Source organism: Aromatoleum evansii, assembly GCF_045689615.1.
Lineage (GTDB): Bacteria > Pseudomonadota > Gammaproteobacteria > Burkholderiales > Rhodocyclaceae > Aromatoleum > Aromatoleum evansii.
Window position 1 is genome coordinate 2,663,242 of record NZ_CP141259.1, and the last position, 16,851, is coordinate 2,680,092.

Genomic DNA, 16,851 nt, shown 5'->3' on the forward strand with positions numbered 1-16,851 from the left:
CGCATCCCCTCGGGCGAAAAATGCGAAAGAGCTGAAAAGTTCTCCGCTAATCCACACTCGTGACCGCTCCGTCAGCCATCGAAACCGATTTGTTCAGCGATTCCTTAGGGGCCTCGCCTCGGGCAATCCGGCGATTCACTCCACGTCCCAATAGGGTTCTGGACCGATATGCTCGAGCAGGAAGTCTATGAATGTACGGACCTTGGCCGGCAGATGCCGAGTCGGCAAATAGAGGGCGTAGACATGGCGTTCGACGGGGATGTACTCGGACAGCGCGGCGCACAGGCGACCGGCCTGCAGATCTCTTCCGATGATGAAGGTCGGCAGCAACGCAAGCCCGAGCCCCCCGAGTACGGCCTGGGAGAGCGCCTCGTCATCATTGATGCGCAAGCGGCCGGCCACGGGTACCGCGATCTCGCCCTCCGGACCGGTGAAGCGCCAGAGGCCCCGCTCACCGGAGTGTGTATAGTCCAGACAGTTATGGCGGGATAAATCCTGCGGAATGCGTGGCAGGCCGTGCCGCGCAAAGTACTCCGGCGTCGCGCAGAGCTTGCGCCGTACCGGGGCGAGCTGGCGTGCGACAACGGACAGTGGCAGCTCGCTCGCCACGCGAACGATGACGTCATATCCTTCTTCAGCGATATCTATGCTGCGGTCGGATATGGTCATGTCGACGTCCAGATCAGGGTAACGACCGAGGAAGTCCGCAAGGGCTGGCGCAACATGCAGCGTCCCGAAGGCTACCGACGCGGCGACACGAAGGGTGCCGCGCGGCTGTGCATGCAAGCTGCTCGCCACCTGCTCGGCCTGCACCATCTCGTCGACGATGCGGTTGCAGTGCTCGACAAAGACGGCACCGACCTCGGTGACGCTCAGATGACGAGTGCTGCGGTGGAGCAAACGCACGCCGAGCGAATGTTCGAGCTTTGCCACCGCCTTGCTCACCGCCGAGCGTGACGTGCCGAGGCGGAGTGCCGCTGCGGAGAAGCTTCCGCTCGCCACTACGTGCGCGTAGATCGCCATCAAATTCAGATCTTTCATGTCTGAATTGTATCCGCAGAGGAAATAATCATGTTCAGCGTCTAAGGCTTATGGCCTCCTCCGGGAGCCCGCATAATCAATCCGGATCCCTCCTTTGCACGGGGGGACTCTTCTTTTCCGAGGCTGAGTGCTCAAAGATGGGAAGCACCGAACCGATAATCGCGGATCGGGATGATGTGCGACTTGCCTCCCCGGCGCGCAACGGAGCCCATGCGAAGGAATTTGGTCGCGCGACTGTCGTTCCGCTGGAACGAATGCAGTCGAACGTCGTCAGGCTCCGCTCTCGCGTCTCCTGTCAAATCGAAAGTTTGAACGAGGGTCGCGAGGTCGAGCTGACGTTCCCGGAAGCGGCCGATGTGGCCGCCTACCAGGCGTCGGTGCTCGCCACCGCTGGCGCCGAACTGCGTGATCTGCAGGCAGGGACGTCGATCAACTGGAACGTCTTCCCGGACGGAAACACTCGGCAGCTGCGCGTCGTGAGTACGTTCGCACCTAATGAGAATCAGAGGTTCGCTCGAGCGGCGCCCTCCCACCAGCCGCTCATGAGGCTCGTGGGCGCTATGCTCGCCTGCACTTTCGCGCAGCTTTCCCAAGCATCCTTGGGAACACTCAGGCCGGCGAAGATACCGTAGCCGCTGCCGGCGCGGATTTCCCCCTCGGCAAGGATGCTTTCTCCTGCCCGGATCGCGCCATCGGCGAGGATCCTCGCGCCCGCGCGGATTCCCCAGCCCGCTTCGAGATGCAGGCCGCAGCGAATGGTGGCTCCCGCTTCGATGCCGTGTCCTGCCCGGATGTATTCATCTCCGGCAATGTCGCACCCAGCGCGCAGGTTCTTGGCGCACGAGATCGTTCCCCGCGCGACGAGGTCTCCGCCGCTACCCGCATTCCCCCCAAAATCCAGCGCGCCGCGGCAGTGCAGATCCCGGCCCACCCGAAGGTCACCGCCGCAGGCGATGTCTCCACCCGCATCGACACCCCAGCTTACGCGCATGTCGCCTCCGACCCCGACGCGGCCGTCGGCGCGAAGATGTCCGGCGACACGCAGGTCGCCTCCGACATCAATTGCCCGCCCGACACGGATGCTCCCTCCCACCCGGAGGGAGCGCCCGACACGGAGTACGTCGTCCACGTCGATATTGCCGCGCACCTCGATCGTGCCTGGATACACCAGGGCGCTGGCATCTATGCTGTCGACGACCAGCACCGCATCCGTCGGACCGAACTGCTCAATCAGCCAGCACGCGTCAGCCGCACGATTGTCGGCAACCAGTTTGTCGAGCAGTTCCTGGTAATTTCCACCGTCCGCATAGTGGCGCAGGAACCAGCGGAAACCATTGGCACAGGGGCTCTTGGCGCGAACGAAGTCTCGGGTCAGATCCATGCTGAATTCCTTGTCCTCACGGCATCGGCTGTGCCGGCAGATACTTTGGGCGGCGGGGGGAGGCTTGCAATCGCTACTTGACCAGCGTGATCGGGATGGCCGTGCGGTACAACACGCTCCACGAAATCGAGCTGCTCATGAGGCCCGCGAACCAGCCGATACCTTGCGAGGCCATGACAATGCGGCCGCAGTCGATGCGCGTTGCAAGCTCGAGAATCTCCTCCACGGGCTCTCCGTGTGCGACATGGATTTCATAGTTGGCAGGGGCTACGTCGTGTGTGTGCAGCGCGGCATCACTAGCCAGAAGCGCCCGCTCACGGTCGCCGGAGCGAGTGTCCGGATCCCTTGCTGGCGGTCGGCCCCGGAACGGTCCGTCATCGGTCCTGTGCACATTGAGTAGATGGATTCGCGGCCCATCAGTCAGCCTGCCCGAATGTTCGAGGGTGTGATGCAGCGCCCGCAGGGACCCGGCAGAACCGTCGCATACAACCAGCAGATCACCCGCGCCCGCGGCGCATTGCCTCGCACTGAATCGCGACTTGACCAACGTCACCGCAATGTCCGTGTTCTCCAGCACATCGAGCGCAACCGAACCGAGCAGTGCACTCGCCACACTGCCGGCCCCATCCGCGCCCATGACGATTTCCGTGATGCGCTGCCGGCGGGCATAGGCGAGGATCGCATCGGCGGGATTGCCTGACGTGAGCTGCAAGTGATAGCGCCCGTCTGTCTCGTCGAGAATACGGCGCGCATCCTCCGTATCGGCGAGTCCTGCGTGCATCAGCGTATTGTCGTCACTCGTGTTGCCAATAATGGTCTGCACGTTCAACACGTGGAGAGCGGATCCCGCCGAGTGGCCGGTCATGCCGGCGGCGACGCGCAGAGCCGCCAACGAGGCGGGGGATCCGTCGACCGGAGCAAGGACACGATGGACCGGAAGGCGGTGCGTCTCTTCCCCGACATGCGCCGCCAAGCCCACCACGCGCCCGAACTGATCCCGCTCGACCATTTCCCAGTTCACGAAATCGGTTGTTACGTCCATATCGCCGCCTATCGACTGAAACAAGGTTCCTTCAAGCTGTTGCTCGATCGATTCCAGCAATACGACAGTCCCGTGACTGGCCGAAGCGGCCCCATAGTCGGCAGGGCTGCGCATTGCTCGCCTGATGAGATCCTATGCCATTCGAAATGGGCCGATAAGGCACCGGCGAGGCATCGTCTTGTATCCATACAGGAAACAATTGCGGCACATCGGCCTGTTGGATGACGGTTTGGAGCGCCTCATTGTAGAGCGGATGACAACAGCGACGTTCCGCGGCGCCGACTTATCACTCCGGCTCCCGGCGGCTACGATAGGAATGACCCGATGAAGGGTTGCGGGCCCCGCCGAAGACGACGCAAGGGCAAAGGAGGGCGACATGACAACGAAATCGGCTGACATCGCGCGCGCGGCATTCATCGATACCGCACACGAGGCAAAGGAGCAACTGGCGGTCGAGTCTGATACGGCAGCCCGTCGCGGCGAGCCGAGCGGGGTACTCCTGGAAGGCCCGCGCGGACCGGATCCTGACCGGAACGTCGAGCCCGACTCCACGGACAAGCCGGCGACGCTGCTGCGCCGGCCGCCCGGAGTGTGGGTAAAGCGGCCGATGACGGCCTGATCCGATGACGACGGCAAGGGACTGAAGGAGAACGTCGATGAGAAAGCAGAATCAGGATCGCCCCCCAGAGGACGACAGTCGCCTTGTGCTGGTCGCGGTGCGGCCGAGTGCGCGCTTTCACCGGCTCGGGGGCATCGGCAGTCTGATGGTTCTGTACCCAGGGCGCGACCCGCGGGCCCTCGTCCCAACGCCGCCGCCCGAAAGGCGCACAACACCGGAGGGCGTCCCGGCCGACGCGGCTTGACGCGGTGGCGTCCGCACCACTGGGGTCGCCGGTCCTGGCTGACGATCTCGTCCCCGAGCCCTTATACGCATCCTCCTGCCTCGTTCAGGCTTTGGCGGCGTGTGCTTCAGGTAGGGCAGACGCACGCCCGGCCTGGCTTCGACACGACTGAACAATTTGCTCACCAGCGATTTCGAGCCCCAAGCGCTTCGGCGAGTCGGAAAAGCCTTTCGCCTTGTGCATCTGGGTGAACACGACGTGTGTCGGTGACGTCGTACGAGAATTTCCAACTGTTTCCATGTTGGAAACAATATCGTGCCTGCGGATCGGCTTATCAAGCCTCGACGCGGCCCATATCATGGTCTCACCATCGGCGGAAGGCGCCGCTGTGTCCCCTGGAGTCGAGTGAAATGCTGCAAGAAACTAACATCATCGTTAGCGAGGTCGATTTTGTGCGCCTGATGGCGATTCAACCGTCACCGCCCCTGCGTGCAGAACTCGAACGGGCAATTGTACTTCCCGTGGAATCAATCCAGACGAACGTCGTCACGATGAACGCGCGGGTTCACTATCGCGACGAGAAAACCGGTCTCGACCGTGAGGTGCAAATCGTGTTTCCGGACGAGGCCGACATTGCGCAGGGGAAGGTGTCCGTCCTGGCGCCGGTCGGCGCAGCCTTGATCGGCCTCAGCGTGGGTCAGGCGATCGACTGGGACTTTCCCGACGGCACCGAGCGCCGCTTGACGGTCATCGCGGTCGATCAGTCCGGCAACACCAGCCAAGCGGGTGCAGATCGCCGGCATTGAAAGTCACTGACGATGCTGCAACCGGAATTGCCGGGTGCGATCGGCACCTGCATGCCATCACTGACCGACAGGCGTTTCCCGCCAAACAGGAAAGCGTCGCCGGGCGCACAGGGCCTTCTTCGCGCGTCCTCCGGTTGATGGTTTGTCTGGCCAGCCTGTGGCGACGCAGGCCAACCCGGCGCGCCCCGTTCCCGCGCGTGCTTTGAGCTGCGGGCGAGGACTGCTCACACGGACACGAGCACGTCGCACTGGGATTCGGCCAGGACATGCTTGGTGACGCTGCCGAGGAACAATTCGTCGAGCATGCTCTCGCCGTGTTTGCCCATCACGATCAGGTCGCAGTCCACTTCCTGCTCCTGCTCGATGATGTGCGTTGACGGAAGGCCCTGCTGCACGACAAGCCGTGCCTCGTAGGGCGGCAATCCGGCTTGCGCGCTCAAGGCATTCAGATTCTGGATCGCCTCCTGCCGGGCAAGCGTGCGATAGCCCCTGATAACTTCTTCCTCTACACCGGCGTATCGCAAATGGCCCTCGAACGGCACGTCGAATGCATGCAGCAAGACGATTTCTGCCTGTGGCGCGACAAGCCGCGCATTCATGACCGCCCGCAACGACGAAGACGAAAAATCCACCGGCACGAGCACCGTTCGATAGGGTTCATGCGCGGCCTGCTTGACCACCAGCATCGGACATTTCGCCCGACTGAGCATCCGTTCCGCGGTCGAGCCCAACAGGATATGCCGCAGGAAGCTCTCGCCGCGAGCACCACAAACGATCAGACCTGCGGCCGACGCACCCACGGCCTTGTCCAGCTCCGCAAGCAAGGAGCCAAACGCAACATGCGCACCGGCGGACACGCCGTAGTGCTCTTGGAGAATGACGACAAGATCATGCAACTTTTCCTGTGCGCTCTTGAGCACCTGCTGTTTCAACTCGTCCGTCGAGTTACCCATGAGGTGGCGGAGTTTGTCGAGGGGGGCAAGATCGGTCACATGCAGCACGTCCAGCGGAGTCCCCGTATCCCGACTCACGAGCGCTGCGCGTTCGACGGCATGGCGAGCTGGTGCGGAAAGATCGGTAGCGGCAAGCAAGCGGTTCAGTTTCAACATGGTCGTTTTCCTTTCCATTCGAATGCTGTTCGCGTCGGCACGGCGGCATCGGTCCTACCGGGTGCGTATCCCGCGTGGTTAGGAGGTCTATGCACGCTTCGGTACAATATTGCTACAGAAGTTCTCCGCTTTCACGTCTATCCCCGGCAAGCAGGCAGTACAGGGGAATACCTGGAGGCAACACATCGATGAGCGACCGCCACGTGGATCATACCCGCCCCCCAAGCTGGCATGCGCTGTCCAAGGGCGAGGTGGAACAGCTCCTGCAGACCGGGCCGGATGGCCTGACGGAGGATGAAGCACGCCGTCGACTCGTGCAATACGGCTCGAATCGGCTCACTCCTCCGGCGCGACGCGGCCCCCTCCTGCGGCTGGTCATGCAGTTCCACAACATCCTGCTGTACGTGATGCTCGGCGCGGCGATCATCACGGCGGTGCTCGGTCATTGGGTCGATACCGGGGTGTTGCTCGCTGCGGTGGTGATCAATGCGCTCATCGGCTTCATCCAGGAAGGTAAGGCAGAGGCCGCGCTTGACGCGATCCGCGCGATGTTGTCTCCGCATGCGACGGTGATACGTGGCGGCCATCGGCACGAGTTCGACGCTGCCGATCTGGTTCCCGGCGACTTGGTGATCCTGGCCTCCGGCGACCGTATTCCCGCGGATCTGCGGCTGGTTTCCGTGCGGGAGTTGCGGATCGAGGAGGCCGCGCTGACGGGCGAATCCTTGCCGATCGAGAAGGGAACGGAAGCCGTAAATGCCGACGCCCCGCTCGGCGATCGTTACGGCATGGCCTATTCGGGCACCTTCGCGGTTTACGGCCAGGCGACCGGCATCGTTGTGGCCACGGGCGGCACGACCGAACTGGGACGGATCAATCAGATGCTCGCCGACATCCAGAGGATGTCGACCCCGCTGCTGCGCCAGATCGACCATTTCGGCCGCGTGCTGGCATTGGCCATTATCGGCGTGTCGGCGGCGACCTTTGTGCTCGGCACGCTGTGGCGTGATCACGCGCCTGCCGAAATGTTCATGATGGTCGTCGCGCTCGCGGCCTCGGCAATTCCCGAAGGCTTGCCGGCGATCATGACCGTGACCCTGGCGCTTGGGGTGCAGCGCATGGCTCGGCGCAAGGCCATCATTCGCCACCTTCCGGCCGTGGAAACGCTGGGCTCGGTGACGGTGATCTGCTCAGACAAGACCGGCACGCTGACGCGCAACGAGATGACCGTGCAACGTTTCGTGTGTGCGGGCCACGTGTTCGACGTCGGCGGCGTCGGTTACGCCCCGGTGGGGGATTTCAGCATCGACGGCCGCATCGTCGATGTCGCCCACTACCCTCCGCTGTCGATGGCGATCCGTGCAGGTGTGCTATGCAACGATGCACGCCTGCGCGAAGACGATGATGTGTGGCGGGTGGAAGGCGACCCGACCGAAGGCGCACTGCTCGTAGCCGGACGCAAGGCGGGATTTTCCCAGCATGCCGGGGATACGGCCTGGCCGCGGATGGATTCCATCCCTTTCGAATCACAGCATCGCTTCATGGCGACCTGGCATCGCGATCCGGACGGAGACTCGTGGCTCTTCGTCAAGGGGGCGCCCGAGCGCATTCTCGACATGTGCGAATTCCAACTGAACCATGACGGAGAGCGGTCGCTGGATATCGACTATTGGCGCCGGATGGCGACCGACACGGCAGCGCAGGGTTTGCGGCTCCTCGCTGTCGCATGCAAGCGCGTTGCACCGATAACCGAAAGCCTGGAATTTGCCGACGTCGAGCGGGGATTCATGCTGCTCGCACTGGTCGGCATCATCGATCCCCCGCGCGACGAAGCCATCAAAGCGGTGACCGAGTGCCACCGCGCGGGCATCCGCGTCAAGATGATCACGGGCGACCACGGTGAGACGGCGCGTGCGATCGGCGCCCAACTGGCCATTGGCGTCGGAAAGCCGTTCGTCACCGGGGCGGAGGTTGCCATGATGGATGACGCCGCGTTGCGTCGAGTGGCGATGGAGGTCGATGTGTTCGCGCGGGCCAGCCCGGAACACAAGCTCCGTCTGGTGCAAGCCTTGCAGGACGACGGACAGGTGGTCGCAATGACCGGGGACGGAGTCAACGACGCCCCGGCGCTAAAGCGGGCCGATGTCGGTGTAGCGATGGGCCTCAAAGGCACCGAGGCGGCCAAGGAGGCGTCCGACATGGTGCTCGCCGATGACAACTTCGCCACGATCGCGACGGCAGTTCGGGAAGGCCGTGCGGTTTATGACAACCTGAAGAAATTCATCCTGTTCATGCTGCCCACCAACGGCGGCGAGGCGCTCGTCGTGATTGCGGCTATCCTGTTCGAGCTGGCGCTGCCGCTGACACCGGCACAGGTGCTGTGGATCAACATGGTCACCTCCTCGACGCTGGGGCTGGCCCTGGCCTTCGAGCCGGCCGAGGGCGACATCATGAAACGCCGCCCGCGGCCGCCGCGCCAAGCGCTGCTGTCCGGCTTCTTCATCTGGCGGGTGTTGATGGTCTCCGTGCTGATGATGACCGGCGCGCTGGGCCTCTTCCTGTGGGAACTGGCCCTCGGCACGAGTCTGGAAACAGCGCGCACGATGGCGGTCAATGCGGTCGTCGTGGCCGAAATGTTCTACCTGGTCAACAGCCGCTACATCCTCGCGCCGGTCACGAACCGGGAAGGACTGATCGGCAATCGTTATGTGATCGTCGCTATCGCCGCCTGCATCCCCTTGCAGATCGCCTATACACATGCCGGATTTATGCATGGCATTTTTGATTCGACCGATCTCACGCTATTGGAATGGGGCAAGGTAACAGCGGCCGGCCTGCTGGTGTTTGGCGTCGCGGAACTGGAAAAGTTTGTCATCCGCCGTACCGGCCTTGCGGCCCGTCTGAGTGACGCGTGAGCGGGCATCAACCCAAGGAGAACCGAAGTGACACATGCAAGCGCGATTCATCCCCCGGACCGCCCGCCCACTCGTTTGCTGCTGGCGACCGACCTCGGTGCGCGCTGTGACCGGGCTCTGGACCGGACTGGCCAGCTGGCCAGCGAGTGGCAGGCGGAGGTCATTGCCTTGAACGTCCTCGATCCGTCGGTGTGTGCAGATCAGACGCTTGCCTGGATAAGCGGAGCCACTGACGAACAACTGATGAACGTTGCCCAACGGCAACTTGTCCGCGACCTCGCCGGGATGAAGATGCCGGTACAGGTCCGGATTGCGCGTGACCAAGAGCCCGAAAGGGCTATCCGGGATATGGTCATCGCCACGGGCGTCGACCTCGTCATCACCGCGATCGCCCGTCAGGAGACCTTTGGGCGTGCCCTGCTGGGGTCGACCAACGAGCGCCTGGCCCACTCTCTCGGGCAACCCTTGCTGGTCGTGCATGGTCGGCCGCGGGGCCCTTACCGGCGGATCGTGGTGACGACGGACTATTCCGAAGCGTCCCGCCACGCCCTGCTCACTGCCGTTGCGTTCTTTCCCGGTCGTGATCTGACGCTATTTCACGCGTACTCCCCTCCCATGTCCGGCCTGAGCATGACTCCGCCGAATGCAGGAGTTGTCCCGCAGATCGCGCACGCGGAGTGCGCAACCTTCATTCACGGAACTCGACTTCCCGAGGGCACCCTCATGCATCCTGTTGTCGAATGCGGCACGATCGCGATGACGTTGGCGCGTCACGTACGCGAAAATGACGTCGATCTCGTGGTGATTGGCGGCCATGCCCATGGCGGCATCATGAGCTTCCTATTGGGTAGCACCGCCGAGAAGTTGCTCGAGCGCCTGCCCTGCGACACCCTGTTGGTGCAATCGCGTCGCTCCGCTGTGTAGATTGCGCCGGTCCTGCACACAATGCGGATGGAGGACCGGTAGCGCCAACCCGCCGCCCCGCGCAGACTGGCTACCACCACGCCCTGACCATACCTGATGCTGCTTGCTTCACTGATCCTTGTTCCGTTCGCCGGCAGTCTGCTGGCGGCGCTTATGCCGGAGAATGCCCGCAACCGCGAGGCATGGCTGGCGTTCGCCGTCGCGGCTAGCGGACTGCTCATCGCCGGTCTGCTCTACCCTGCCGTATCAGCCGGCAGGGTGCTACGTGAAGAGTTTGCGTGGCTGCCGTCGTACGGCCTGAATCTCGTGCTGCGCGTGGATGGTCTGGCCTGGGTCTTCACCATGCTGGTTCTCGTCATCGGCCTCCTGGTGGTGCTGTACGCGCGCTACTACATGTCGCCGAAAGACCCGGTCCCGCGCTTCTTCTCCTTCCTGCTGGCGTTCATGGGGTCGATGCTGGGGGTGGTCCTGTCCGGCAACCTGGTGCAACTGGTGGTGTTCTGGGAGCTCACCAGCCTGACTTCCTTCCTGCTGATCGGCTACTGGCATCACCGCGCCGACGCCAGGCGGGGGGCGCGGATGGCGTTTACCGTGACCGCCACCGGTGGATTGTGCCTGCTTGCCGGCGTGCTCGTGCTCGGACACATCGTCGGCAGCTACGACCTGGACGAAGTGCTCGCCGCGGGGTCGCAGATCCGTTCGCACGGGTTGTACCGGGTGGCGCTGGTGCTGGTTGCGCTTGGCGCACTGACCAAGAGCGCCCAGTTCCCCTTCCATTTCTGGCTGCCGCACGCGATGGCCGCCCCCACGCCCGTGTCGTCCTATCTGCATTCGGCCACGATGGTGAAGGCGGGCGTATTCCTGCTCGTGCGGCTGTGGCCGGCACTCGCCGGGACTTCGGAGTGGAACTGGATCATCGGTGGCGCCGGGGTGTGCACGATGCTGATCGGCGCTTTCATCGCGATCTTCCAGCACGATCTCAAGGGCCTGCTCGCCTATTCGACGATCAGCCACCTCGGGCTGATCACGGTGCTGATCGGCATCGGCACGCCCCTGGCCATCGTCGCGGCCATCTTCCACATCCTCAACCACGCAACCTTCAAGGCTTCGCTATTCATGACCAGCGGCATCATCGACCACGAAACCGGGACCCGCGATCTGCGCGTCCTGCGCGGACTGCGTCGTCAGCTGCCGGTCACCGCGGCACTGGCTATTGTCTCCAGCGCCGCCATGGCGGGAGTGCCCTTGATGAACGGCTTCCTGTCCAAGGAAATGTTCTTCGCCGAAACGGCGCTGGTGGGCGGCGACGAGAACTGGTGGATGTCCGTCGCGGCCGTGGCAATGGGCATGTTCAGCGTCGCGTATTCGCTGCGCTTTATCTCGATCTTCTTCGGCATCCCCTCGGTCGCATTCCCCCGCGAACCTCACGAGCCGCCGCGCTCGATGCGCTTCCCGGTGGAGCTGCTGGTAATTGTGTGCCTGGTGGTCGGCGTCATGCCGAGCGTGAGTATTGGGCCCATTCTGCATCTGGCGGTCACTGCGACATTGGGTGCGAGAACGCCGGAATACGACCTCACACCCTGGCACGGGCTCAACCTGCCGCTGCTAATGAGTGTGATTGCCCTCAGCGGCGGGGTGGTGCTCTACGTCGTGCTGCGCCGCTACTTCAATCTGCGGCAGCGCGAACAGGTTCCGCTCATCTACCGCTTCAACGGGGCGCAGGCCTACGAGAGCTCGATGATGGTCCTGACGCGTTCAGCACAATGGCTGCTGCAGCGTCTTGGCACTGCGCGCCTGCAACCACAGCTGTTGATGATGCTGTTGGCGATGCTGGTGATTCCGCCTCTGCTCGTCGGTACGCCGCGAGCCTGGACGGAAATTACGCTCCACGAACCCGACCCGCTGTTCGCGGCCATCTGGGCCATCGGCTGCGCCTGTGCGGTCGCGGGGGCATGGATGGCGAAATATCACCGCCTCGCAGCCCTCATCCTTGTCGGCGGCACGGGCATCGTGACGGCGGCGACGTTCCTGTGGCTCTCGGCGCCCGACCTGGCGCTCACGCAGCTGATGGTGGAAACGGTCACCACCGTACTGATCCTGCTCGGCCTGCGCTGGCTGCCGCCGCGCATCGAGCCCAAGGCGCTCCATCTCACGATCCCGCGTAGTGTCTGGATACGGCGATCGCGCGACATGTTGGTCGCGGTCGTCGGCGGCCTCGCAATGGCGCTGCTGACCTATGCGGTACTGGTGCACCCGGCCCCCGACACGATCGCAGATTTCTTCCTGCAGCGCGCATTGAGCGAAGGCGGCGGGAGCAACGTCGTGAACGTTCTGCTGGTCGATTTCCGTAGCTTCGACACGCTGGGCGAAGTGACGGTGCTGTCGGTTGTCGCGCTCACGGTCTACGCCCTGCTGAGACGCTTCCGCCCCGCAGCGGACAGCGCGAGCGTGCCCGCACCACAGAAAAACGCGGCCGATCCCGCGAGCCGGCAGACCCCGGCCGAACAGGCCGACAGTGGTTACCTGCAGGTAGCCGGAATCTACTTGCGCATGCTGTTGCCGTTCATCGGCGTGACTGCGGCGTACTTCTTCATGCGCGGACACAACCTGCCCGGCGGCGGTTTCGTAGCCGGCCTAATCTTTGCCGTGGCGATTCTGGTCCAGTACATGCTGGCCGGTACAGTGTGGGTGGAGAGTCACCTGCAATTGCGGCCGCACCGCTGGCTGGCGTTTGGGCTGCTACTAGCATGCGCGACGGGCCTGGGTGCATGGGCGTTTGGTTACCCATTTCTCACGACCCATACAGCGCATGTCGATTGGCCGCTGCTGGGCGAGCTGCACCTGCCCAGCGCCTTCGTGTTCGATCTGGGCGTGTTCGCGGTCGTCGTCGGCACGACGATGCTGATGCTGGTCGCGCTGGCCCACCAGTCGCTGCGCGCGCACCGTCTGCCGGGCGATGGCCTGCAGAACGACGGGAACACGGACGGGAGGAACGTCTGATGGAAATCGTGTTCGCCACCGCCGTGGGCGTGACCTTCGGCGCCGGCATCTGGTTGATCCTGCGACCGCGGACGTTCCAGCTCATCACGGGGTTGTTGCTAATGTCGTATGCGGTCAATCTGTTCATTTTCGGCATGGGGCGCTTGTGGGTGGATCGGCCGCCGATCACGCCGCACGCGCCGATCGATCCCGCACAGTTTGCCGACCCGCTGCCGCAAGGACTGGTGCTGACGGCGATCGTGATCGGCTTTGCGACCACCGCGCTGTACCTGGTGATGATGATCGGTGCGCGCGGCCTCACCGGCAGTGACCACGTCGATGGCGAGGAACCGCGCGAATGAGTCCGTTGTCGTGGTGGGACCATCTGATCGTGCTGCCCGTCCTGCTGCCCTTGGTCGCAGGGGCGCTGCTGATCCCGGTCAATCAGAAGCATCATCAGCTCAAGTTCGGCTGCACCGCCGTGGTCAGCATACTGTCGTGGGTGTTGGCGGTGGCGCTGATGCTGCTGGTCGATGGCGAGCACTGGCCGAAGGGGATCGGCGTCTATCTGGCCGCCAACTGGGCCGCTCCGTTCGGGATTGCGCTGATGGTCGACCGGCTCGCCGCGCTGATGCTGGTGCTGACGGCGACCATTGCGCTGGCCGTGCTGGTCTTCTCCGCGCAGCGTTGGGGACGGGTCGGGGTGCATTTCCATTCACTGTTCCTCTTCCTGCTGATGGGGCTCAACGGCGCGTTTCTGACCAACGATCTGTTCAACTTGTTCGTCTTCTTCGAAGTGATGCTCGCCGCCTCTTACGGCCTGGTGCTGCATGGCTATAACCTGAACCGCATCCGCGCCGGCATGCAGTACATCGCCGTGAACCTCGTGGCCTCCTTCATGTTCCTGATCGGCGTGGCACTGATCTACGCTGCGACCGGTACGCTCAACATCCCCGACTTGGCTATCCGGGTGCCCATGCTGCGACCGGAGGATTCGTATCTGCTGAGCGTCGGCGCGAGCGTGCTCGCGCTGGCCTTCCTGACCAAGGGAGCAATGTGGCCGCTCGGCTTCTGGCTGCCAAGCACCTACGCGTCGGCCTGTCCGCCGGTTGCGGCGCTACTGGTGGTGATGACCAAGGTCGGCGTGTATGCAGTGCTGCGGGTGTGGCTGGCCGTGTTCGGCGATTCGGCCGGCGCGCTTGCCGGTTTCGGCTTGGCGGCGCTCACCGTTGGCGGTATGGCCACGCTCGTGTTCGGCACCATCGGCATGCTCGCCAGTCAGGACGGCGCGCGCATGGCCGGGTACGGCGCGATCATCTCCTCGGGCACGCTGCTGGCCGTGATCGGGCAGTCCGGCGGCGCCGTGCTTGCAGCAGGGCTGTATTACCTGGTGGGTGCGACGCTGGCGATGTCCGCCTTCATGCTCCTGCTCGAACTCACGGAACGCATACGCCCACCGGGCGCCTCCCTGCTGGCCGTGACGATGGAAGCGTTTGCGATCGACGACAAGCCGGAGGATCCGGTGGGCGTCGTCATTCCCGGCACCCTCGCAATTCTCGGCCTGAGCTTCGTTGGATGTGCGCTGGTCATTAGCGGCATGCCGCCGCTCTCGGGCTTCGTTGCCAAGTTCAGCCTGTTTCACGCTTTGCTCGACGCCTCACCGCCCGGACCGGGCGGCGTGACGCCGACGACCTGGGTGCTGATCGCACTTGTCGTGCTTGCAGGCCTGGCGTCGATCATCGCGCTGATGCGGCTCGGCGTGCGCACGTTCTGGGCCTCGGGGACCGTGACTCCGCCCAGCCTGCTCGCATCCGAGGTGGCGCCGGTGACGGCCCTGGTCGCACTGTGCCTGGTTCTAACGATTCATGCCGGCACGGCTTTCGCCTACATGAACCGGACGGTGGATGGCCTCAAGCGCGTCGGCGATTACAGCGAACGCGTGCTGGGCCAGTCTCCGGTTATTCGCGCGGCGGGCGCGGGGGGATCGCGATGAGACGCTGGTTACCGTCGCCGATATTGTCGATCGGACTGCTGCTGATATGGCTGATGCTGAACCAGAGCCTCGCACTGGGGCACTGGCTGCTGGGTGGGGTGCTGGCGATCGTGGCCCCCGTTTTGGCGCGCCCCTTGCAGCCGCACGGCTATGCGCGCATCACGCGGCCGTTGGCCCTGTTCCGCCTGCTGGGGATGTCGGCGATCGAGATCATGCGCTCGTGCTTCAACGTCAGCCAGATCATCCTCTTCCGCAGGGCGGACGGCGTGAATTCGCAATTCATCCGGATACCGCTCGACTTGCACAGCCCGCACGGTCTGGCCCTGTTGTCCTGCCTGATCAACATGACGCCGGGCACGGTGTGGGTCGATCTGCTGCCCGAACGTCACGAACTGCTATTGCACGTCTTCGACCTGCACGACGAGCGTTGGTGGGTCGAAACCATCAAGACACGTTACGAGCGGCCGATCATCGAACTGTTCGAAGCGCCGCCGGCCCCTGGACAAGGAGGAAAAGCGTGACCGTTGGCACCCTGCTGCACCTTGGGATCAGTTTTGCGCTCGTCTGCGTCGTGCTGGCCATGATGCTGTGCGCCGTACGTCTGGTCATCGGGCCGTCGGCGCAGGATCGCGTGCTTGCACTCGATACGTTATGGATGTGCACGATGCTGCTCGCCCTGATGCTCGGCATCCGCTACGGTAGCCAGATTTACTTCGAAGCCGCCTTGGTGATCGCCCTGCTCGGCTTCGTCTCGACCATCGCGTTGGCCAAGTTCCTGATGCGCGGCGAGGTGATCGAATGAACGCCATCGATGCACTGCCGTGGTGGGCTGGCGTGACGGTCACGTTCCTCCTCATGCTCGGCGGCGTGATCACCCTCCTCGGCACCGTGGGGTTGCTGCGGCTCAAGACCTTTTACCAGCGCATTCACGGTCCGGCAATCACGATTACCCTAGGGACCGGCTGCATCCTGATCGCCTCGATGGTGTATTTCAGCGTAATCCAATCCCTACCGGTGATCCACGAGATCCTGATCGGCGCATTCGTACTGATGACCGCGCCGGTCGTCTCGATGATGATCATGCGTGCGGCGATATACCGTGACCCAGGCACCGGTGGTGCCGCACTGGCGGCGCGCGACACCACCGAGGCTCAAGTATCCGGCGACGATCAGGATGAGTGAGTGCCGGTACATCACACGCTCAGGGGCGCCTTGGGTTATCGACGTACGCAGACCTGTGCTTACCGTCCATGCATTGGCTTGAACGACCAGCCCTGCAAACACCCCATCCCCCCACCGGCTGATCTCCTAACCGGCTGCAAGACTTACCCCGGCACCGATCGATCCGTCGGCCGCGAACCGATACCGTATCCACTGATACGCCACCTGTGGCCCACCGGTGCCAGTCCCGTAGCCGGCGCATACCGCAGTCGGGGACTACAGCCGGGGGCGCGTCGTTTATCCAGTCGTGCCTGACGAAGATTAGCTTCTCGGTCGGGACTTAAGGCTTCGTCGTTTCCGTTGTCGGGGGGCGTGTTTCTGAGCGGAACGGCCCCTCGGGTGTCAGGTCTGGAGAATAGGTGGCCGACCAGTTGTGGCCGTTATGATCAGCTAATCATAACGGCCAGGAGCCGTCGCTCGCGACGTCTAGGAACCTGCCACTCGAACGTCCGCTTCAATCCGCTTGCGGCCGCATGCCGGCCGAAAGCGGTCGTCATGTTTTCAACATTTCACCATTTGTTGAAAAAGCGATCAAAGGTCGGTATTCGCTACCGACTTCTGGCCGGATACTCGGAGCGAAGGGCAACGGTGGAATTGT

14 protein-coding genes are annotated in these 16,851 nt (G+C 63.4%); 10 read left to right on the forward strand and 4 right to left on the reverse strand.

From position 1 onward, the window contains the following. Positions 1-135: 135 nt before the first annotated feature. From U5817_RS12540 to U5817_RS12550, 3 genes are all read right to left on the reverse strand, one after another. Positions 136-1,041, reverse strand: coding sequence for a LysR family transcriptional regulator (locus tag U5817_RS12540; protein WP_407280960.1), 906 nt, complete (start codon positions 1,039-1,041; stop codon positions 136-138). A gap of 502 nt (positions 1,042-1,543) precedes the next feature. Continuing rightward, complete coding sequence (locus U5817_RS12545; protein WP_407280961.1) at positions 1,544-2,422, reverse strand: hypothetical protein; 879 nt, start codon at positions 2,420-2,422, stop codon at positions 1,544-1,546. Between the two features lie 73 nt (positions 2,423-2,495). Next, entirely contained in the window at positions 2,496-3,524 is a 1,029-nt protein-coding gene (locus U5817_RS12550) for a universal stress protein (RefSeq protein ID WP_407280963.1), read from the reverse strand. Between the two features lie 316 nt (positions 3,525-3,840). Here U5817_RS12550 and U5817_RS12555 point away from each other — a divergent pair, with 316 nt between their 5' ends. Both U5817_RS12555 and rnk read left to right on the forward strand, forming a co-directional pair. After that, positions 3,841-4,083, forward strand: a complete 243-nt coding sequence (locus U5817_RS12555; protein WP_407280964.1) for a hypothetical protein — start codon at positions 3,841-3,843, stop codon at positions 4,081-4,083. Between the two features lie 633 nt (positions 4,084-4,716). Beyond that, complete coding sequence (rnk, locus tag U5817_RS12560; RefSeq protein WP_407280965.1) at positions 4,717-5,112, forward strand: nucleoside diphosphate kinase regulator; 396 nt, start codon at positions 4,717-4,719, stop codon at positions 5,110-5,112. Between the two features lie 224 nt (positions 5,113-5,336). On the opposite strand, the gene U5817_RS12565 is transcribed toward rnk, so the two are convergent. Continuing rightward, entirely contained in the window at positions 5,337-6,221 is an 885-nt protein-coding gene (locus U5817_RS12565) for a universal stress protein (protein WP_407280966.1), read from the reverse strand. A gap of 188 nt (positions 6,222-6,409) precedes the next feature. Between U5817_RS12565 and U5817_RS12570 the strand changes: the two genes are divergently transcribed. The 8 genes from U5817_RS12570 to mnhG all read left to right on the forward strand — a co-directional run bounded on the left by U5817_RS12570 (position 6,410) and on the right by mnhG (position 16,214). Then, the gene (locus U5817_RS12570) at positions 6,410-9,136 is read left to right on the forward strand and encodes a cation-transporting P-type ATPase (RefSeq protein WP_407280967.1); all 2,727 of its coding nucleotides are present in this window, start codon (positions 6,410-6,412) and stop codon (positions 9,134-9,136) included. Between the two features lie 27 nt (positions 9,137-9,163). Continuing rightward, entirely contained in the window at positions 9,164-10,060 is an 897-nt protein-coding gene (locus tag U5817_RS12575; protein ID WP_407280968.1) for a universal stress protein, read from the forward strand. 96 nt (positions 10,061-10,156) lie between these two features. Then, positions 10,157-13,060, forward strand: coding sequence for a monovalent cation/H+ antiporter subunit A (locus U5817_RS12580; protein WP_407280969.1), 2,904 nt, complete (start codon positions 10,157-10,159; stop codon positions 13,058-13,060). Beyond that, positions 13,060-13,401, forward strand: coding sequence for a Na+/H+ antiporter subunit C (locus U5817_RS12585; protein ID WP_407280970.1), 342 nt, complete (start codon positions 13,060-13,062; stop codon positions 13,399-13,401). Before U5817_RS12580 ends, U5817_RS12585 begins: the two co-directional genes overlap by 1 nt. Further along, positions 13,398-15,032, forward strand: a complete 1,635-nt coding sequence (locus U5817_RS12590) for a monovalent cation/H+ antiporter subunit D (protein WP_407280971.1) — start codon at positions 13,398-13,400, stop codon at positions 15,030-15,032. The genes U5817_RS12585 and U5817_RS12590 overlap by 4 nt, the downstream gene beginning before the upstream one ends. Beyond that, positions 15,029-15,553, forward strand: coding sequence for a Na+/H+ antiporter subunit E (locus U5817_RS12595; RefSeq protein ID WP_407280972.1), 525 nt, complete (start codon positions 15,029-15,031; stop codon positions 15,551-15,553). Before U5817_RS12590 ends, U5817_RS12595 begins: the two co-directional genes overlap by 4 nt. Continuing rightward, positions 15,550-15,834, forward strand: a complete 285-nt coding sequence (locus U5817_RS12600; protein ID WP_407280973.1) for a K+/H+ antiporter subunit F — start codon at positions 15,550-15,552, stop codon at positions 15,832-15,834. The genes U5817_RS12595 and U5817_RS12600 overlap by 4 nt, the downstream gene beginning before the upstream one ends. Continuing rightward, complete coding sequence (gene mnhG / locus U5817_RS12605) at positions 15,831-16,214, forward strand: monovalent cation/H(+) antiporter subunit G (protein ID WP_407280975.1); 384 nt, start codon at positions 15,831-15,833, stop codon at positions 16,212-16,214. Before U5817_RS12600 ends, mnhG begins: the two co-directional genes overlap by 4 nt. Positions 16,215-16,851 lie beyond the last annotated feature (637 nt).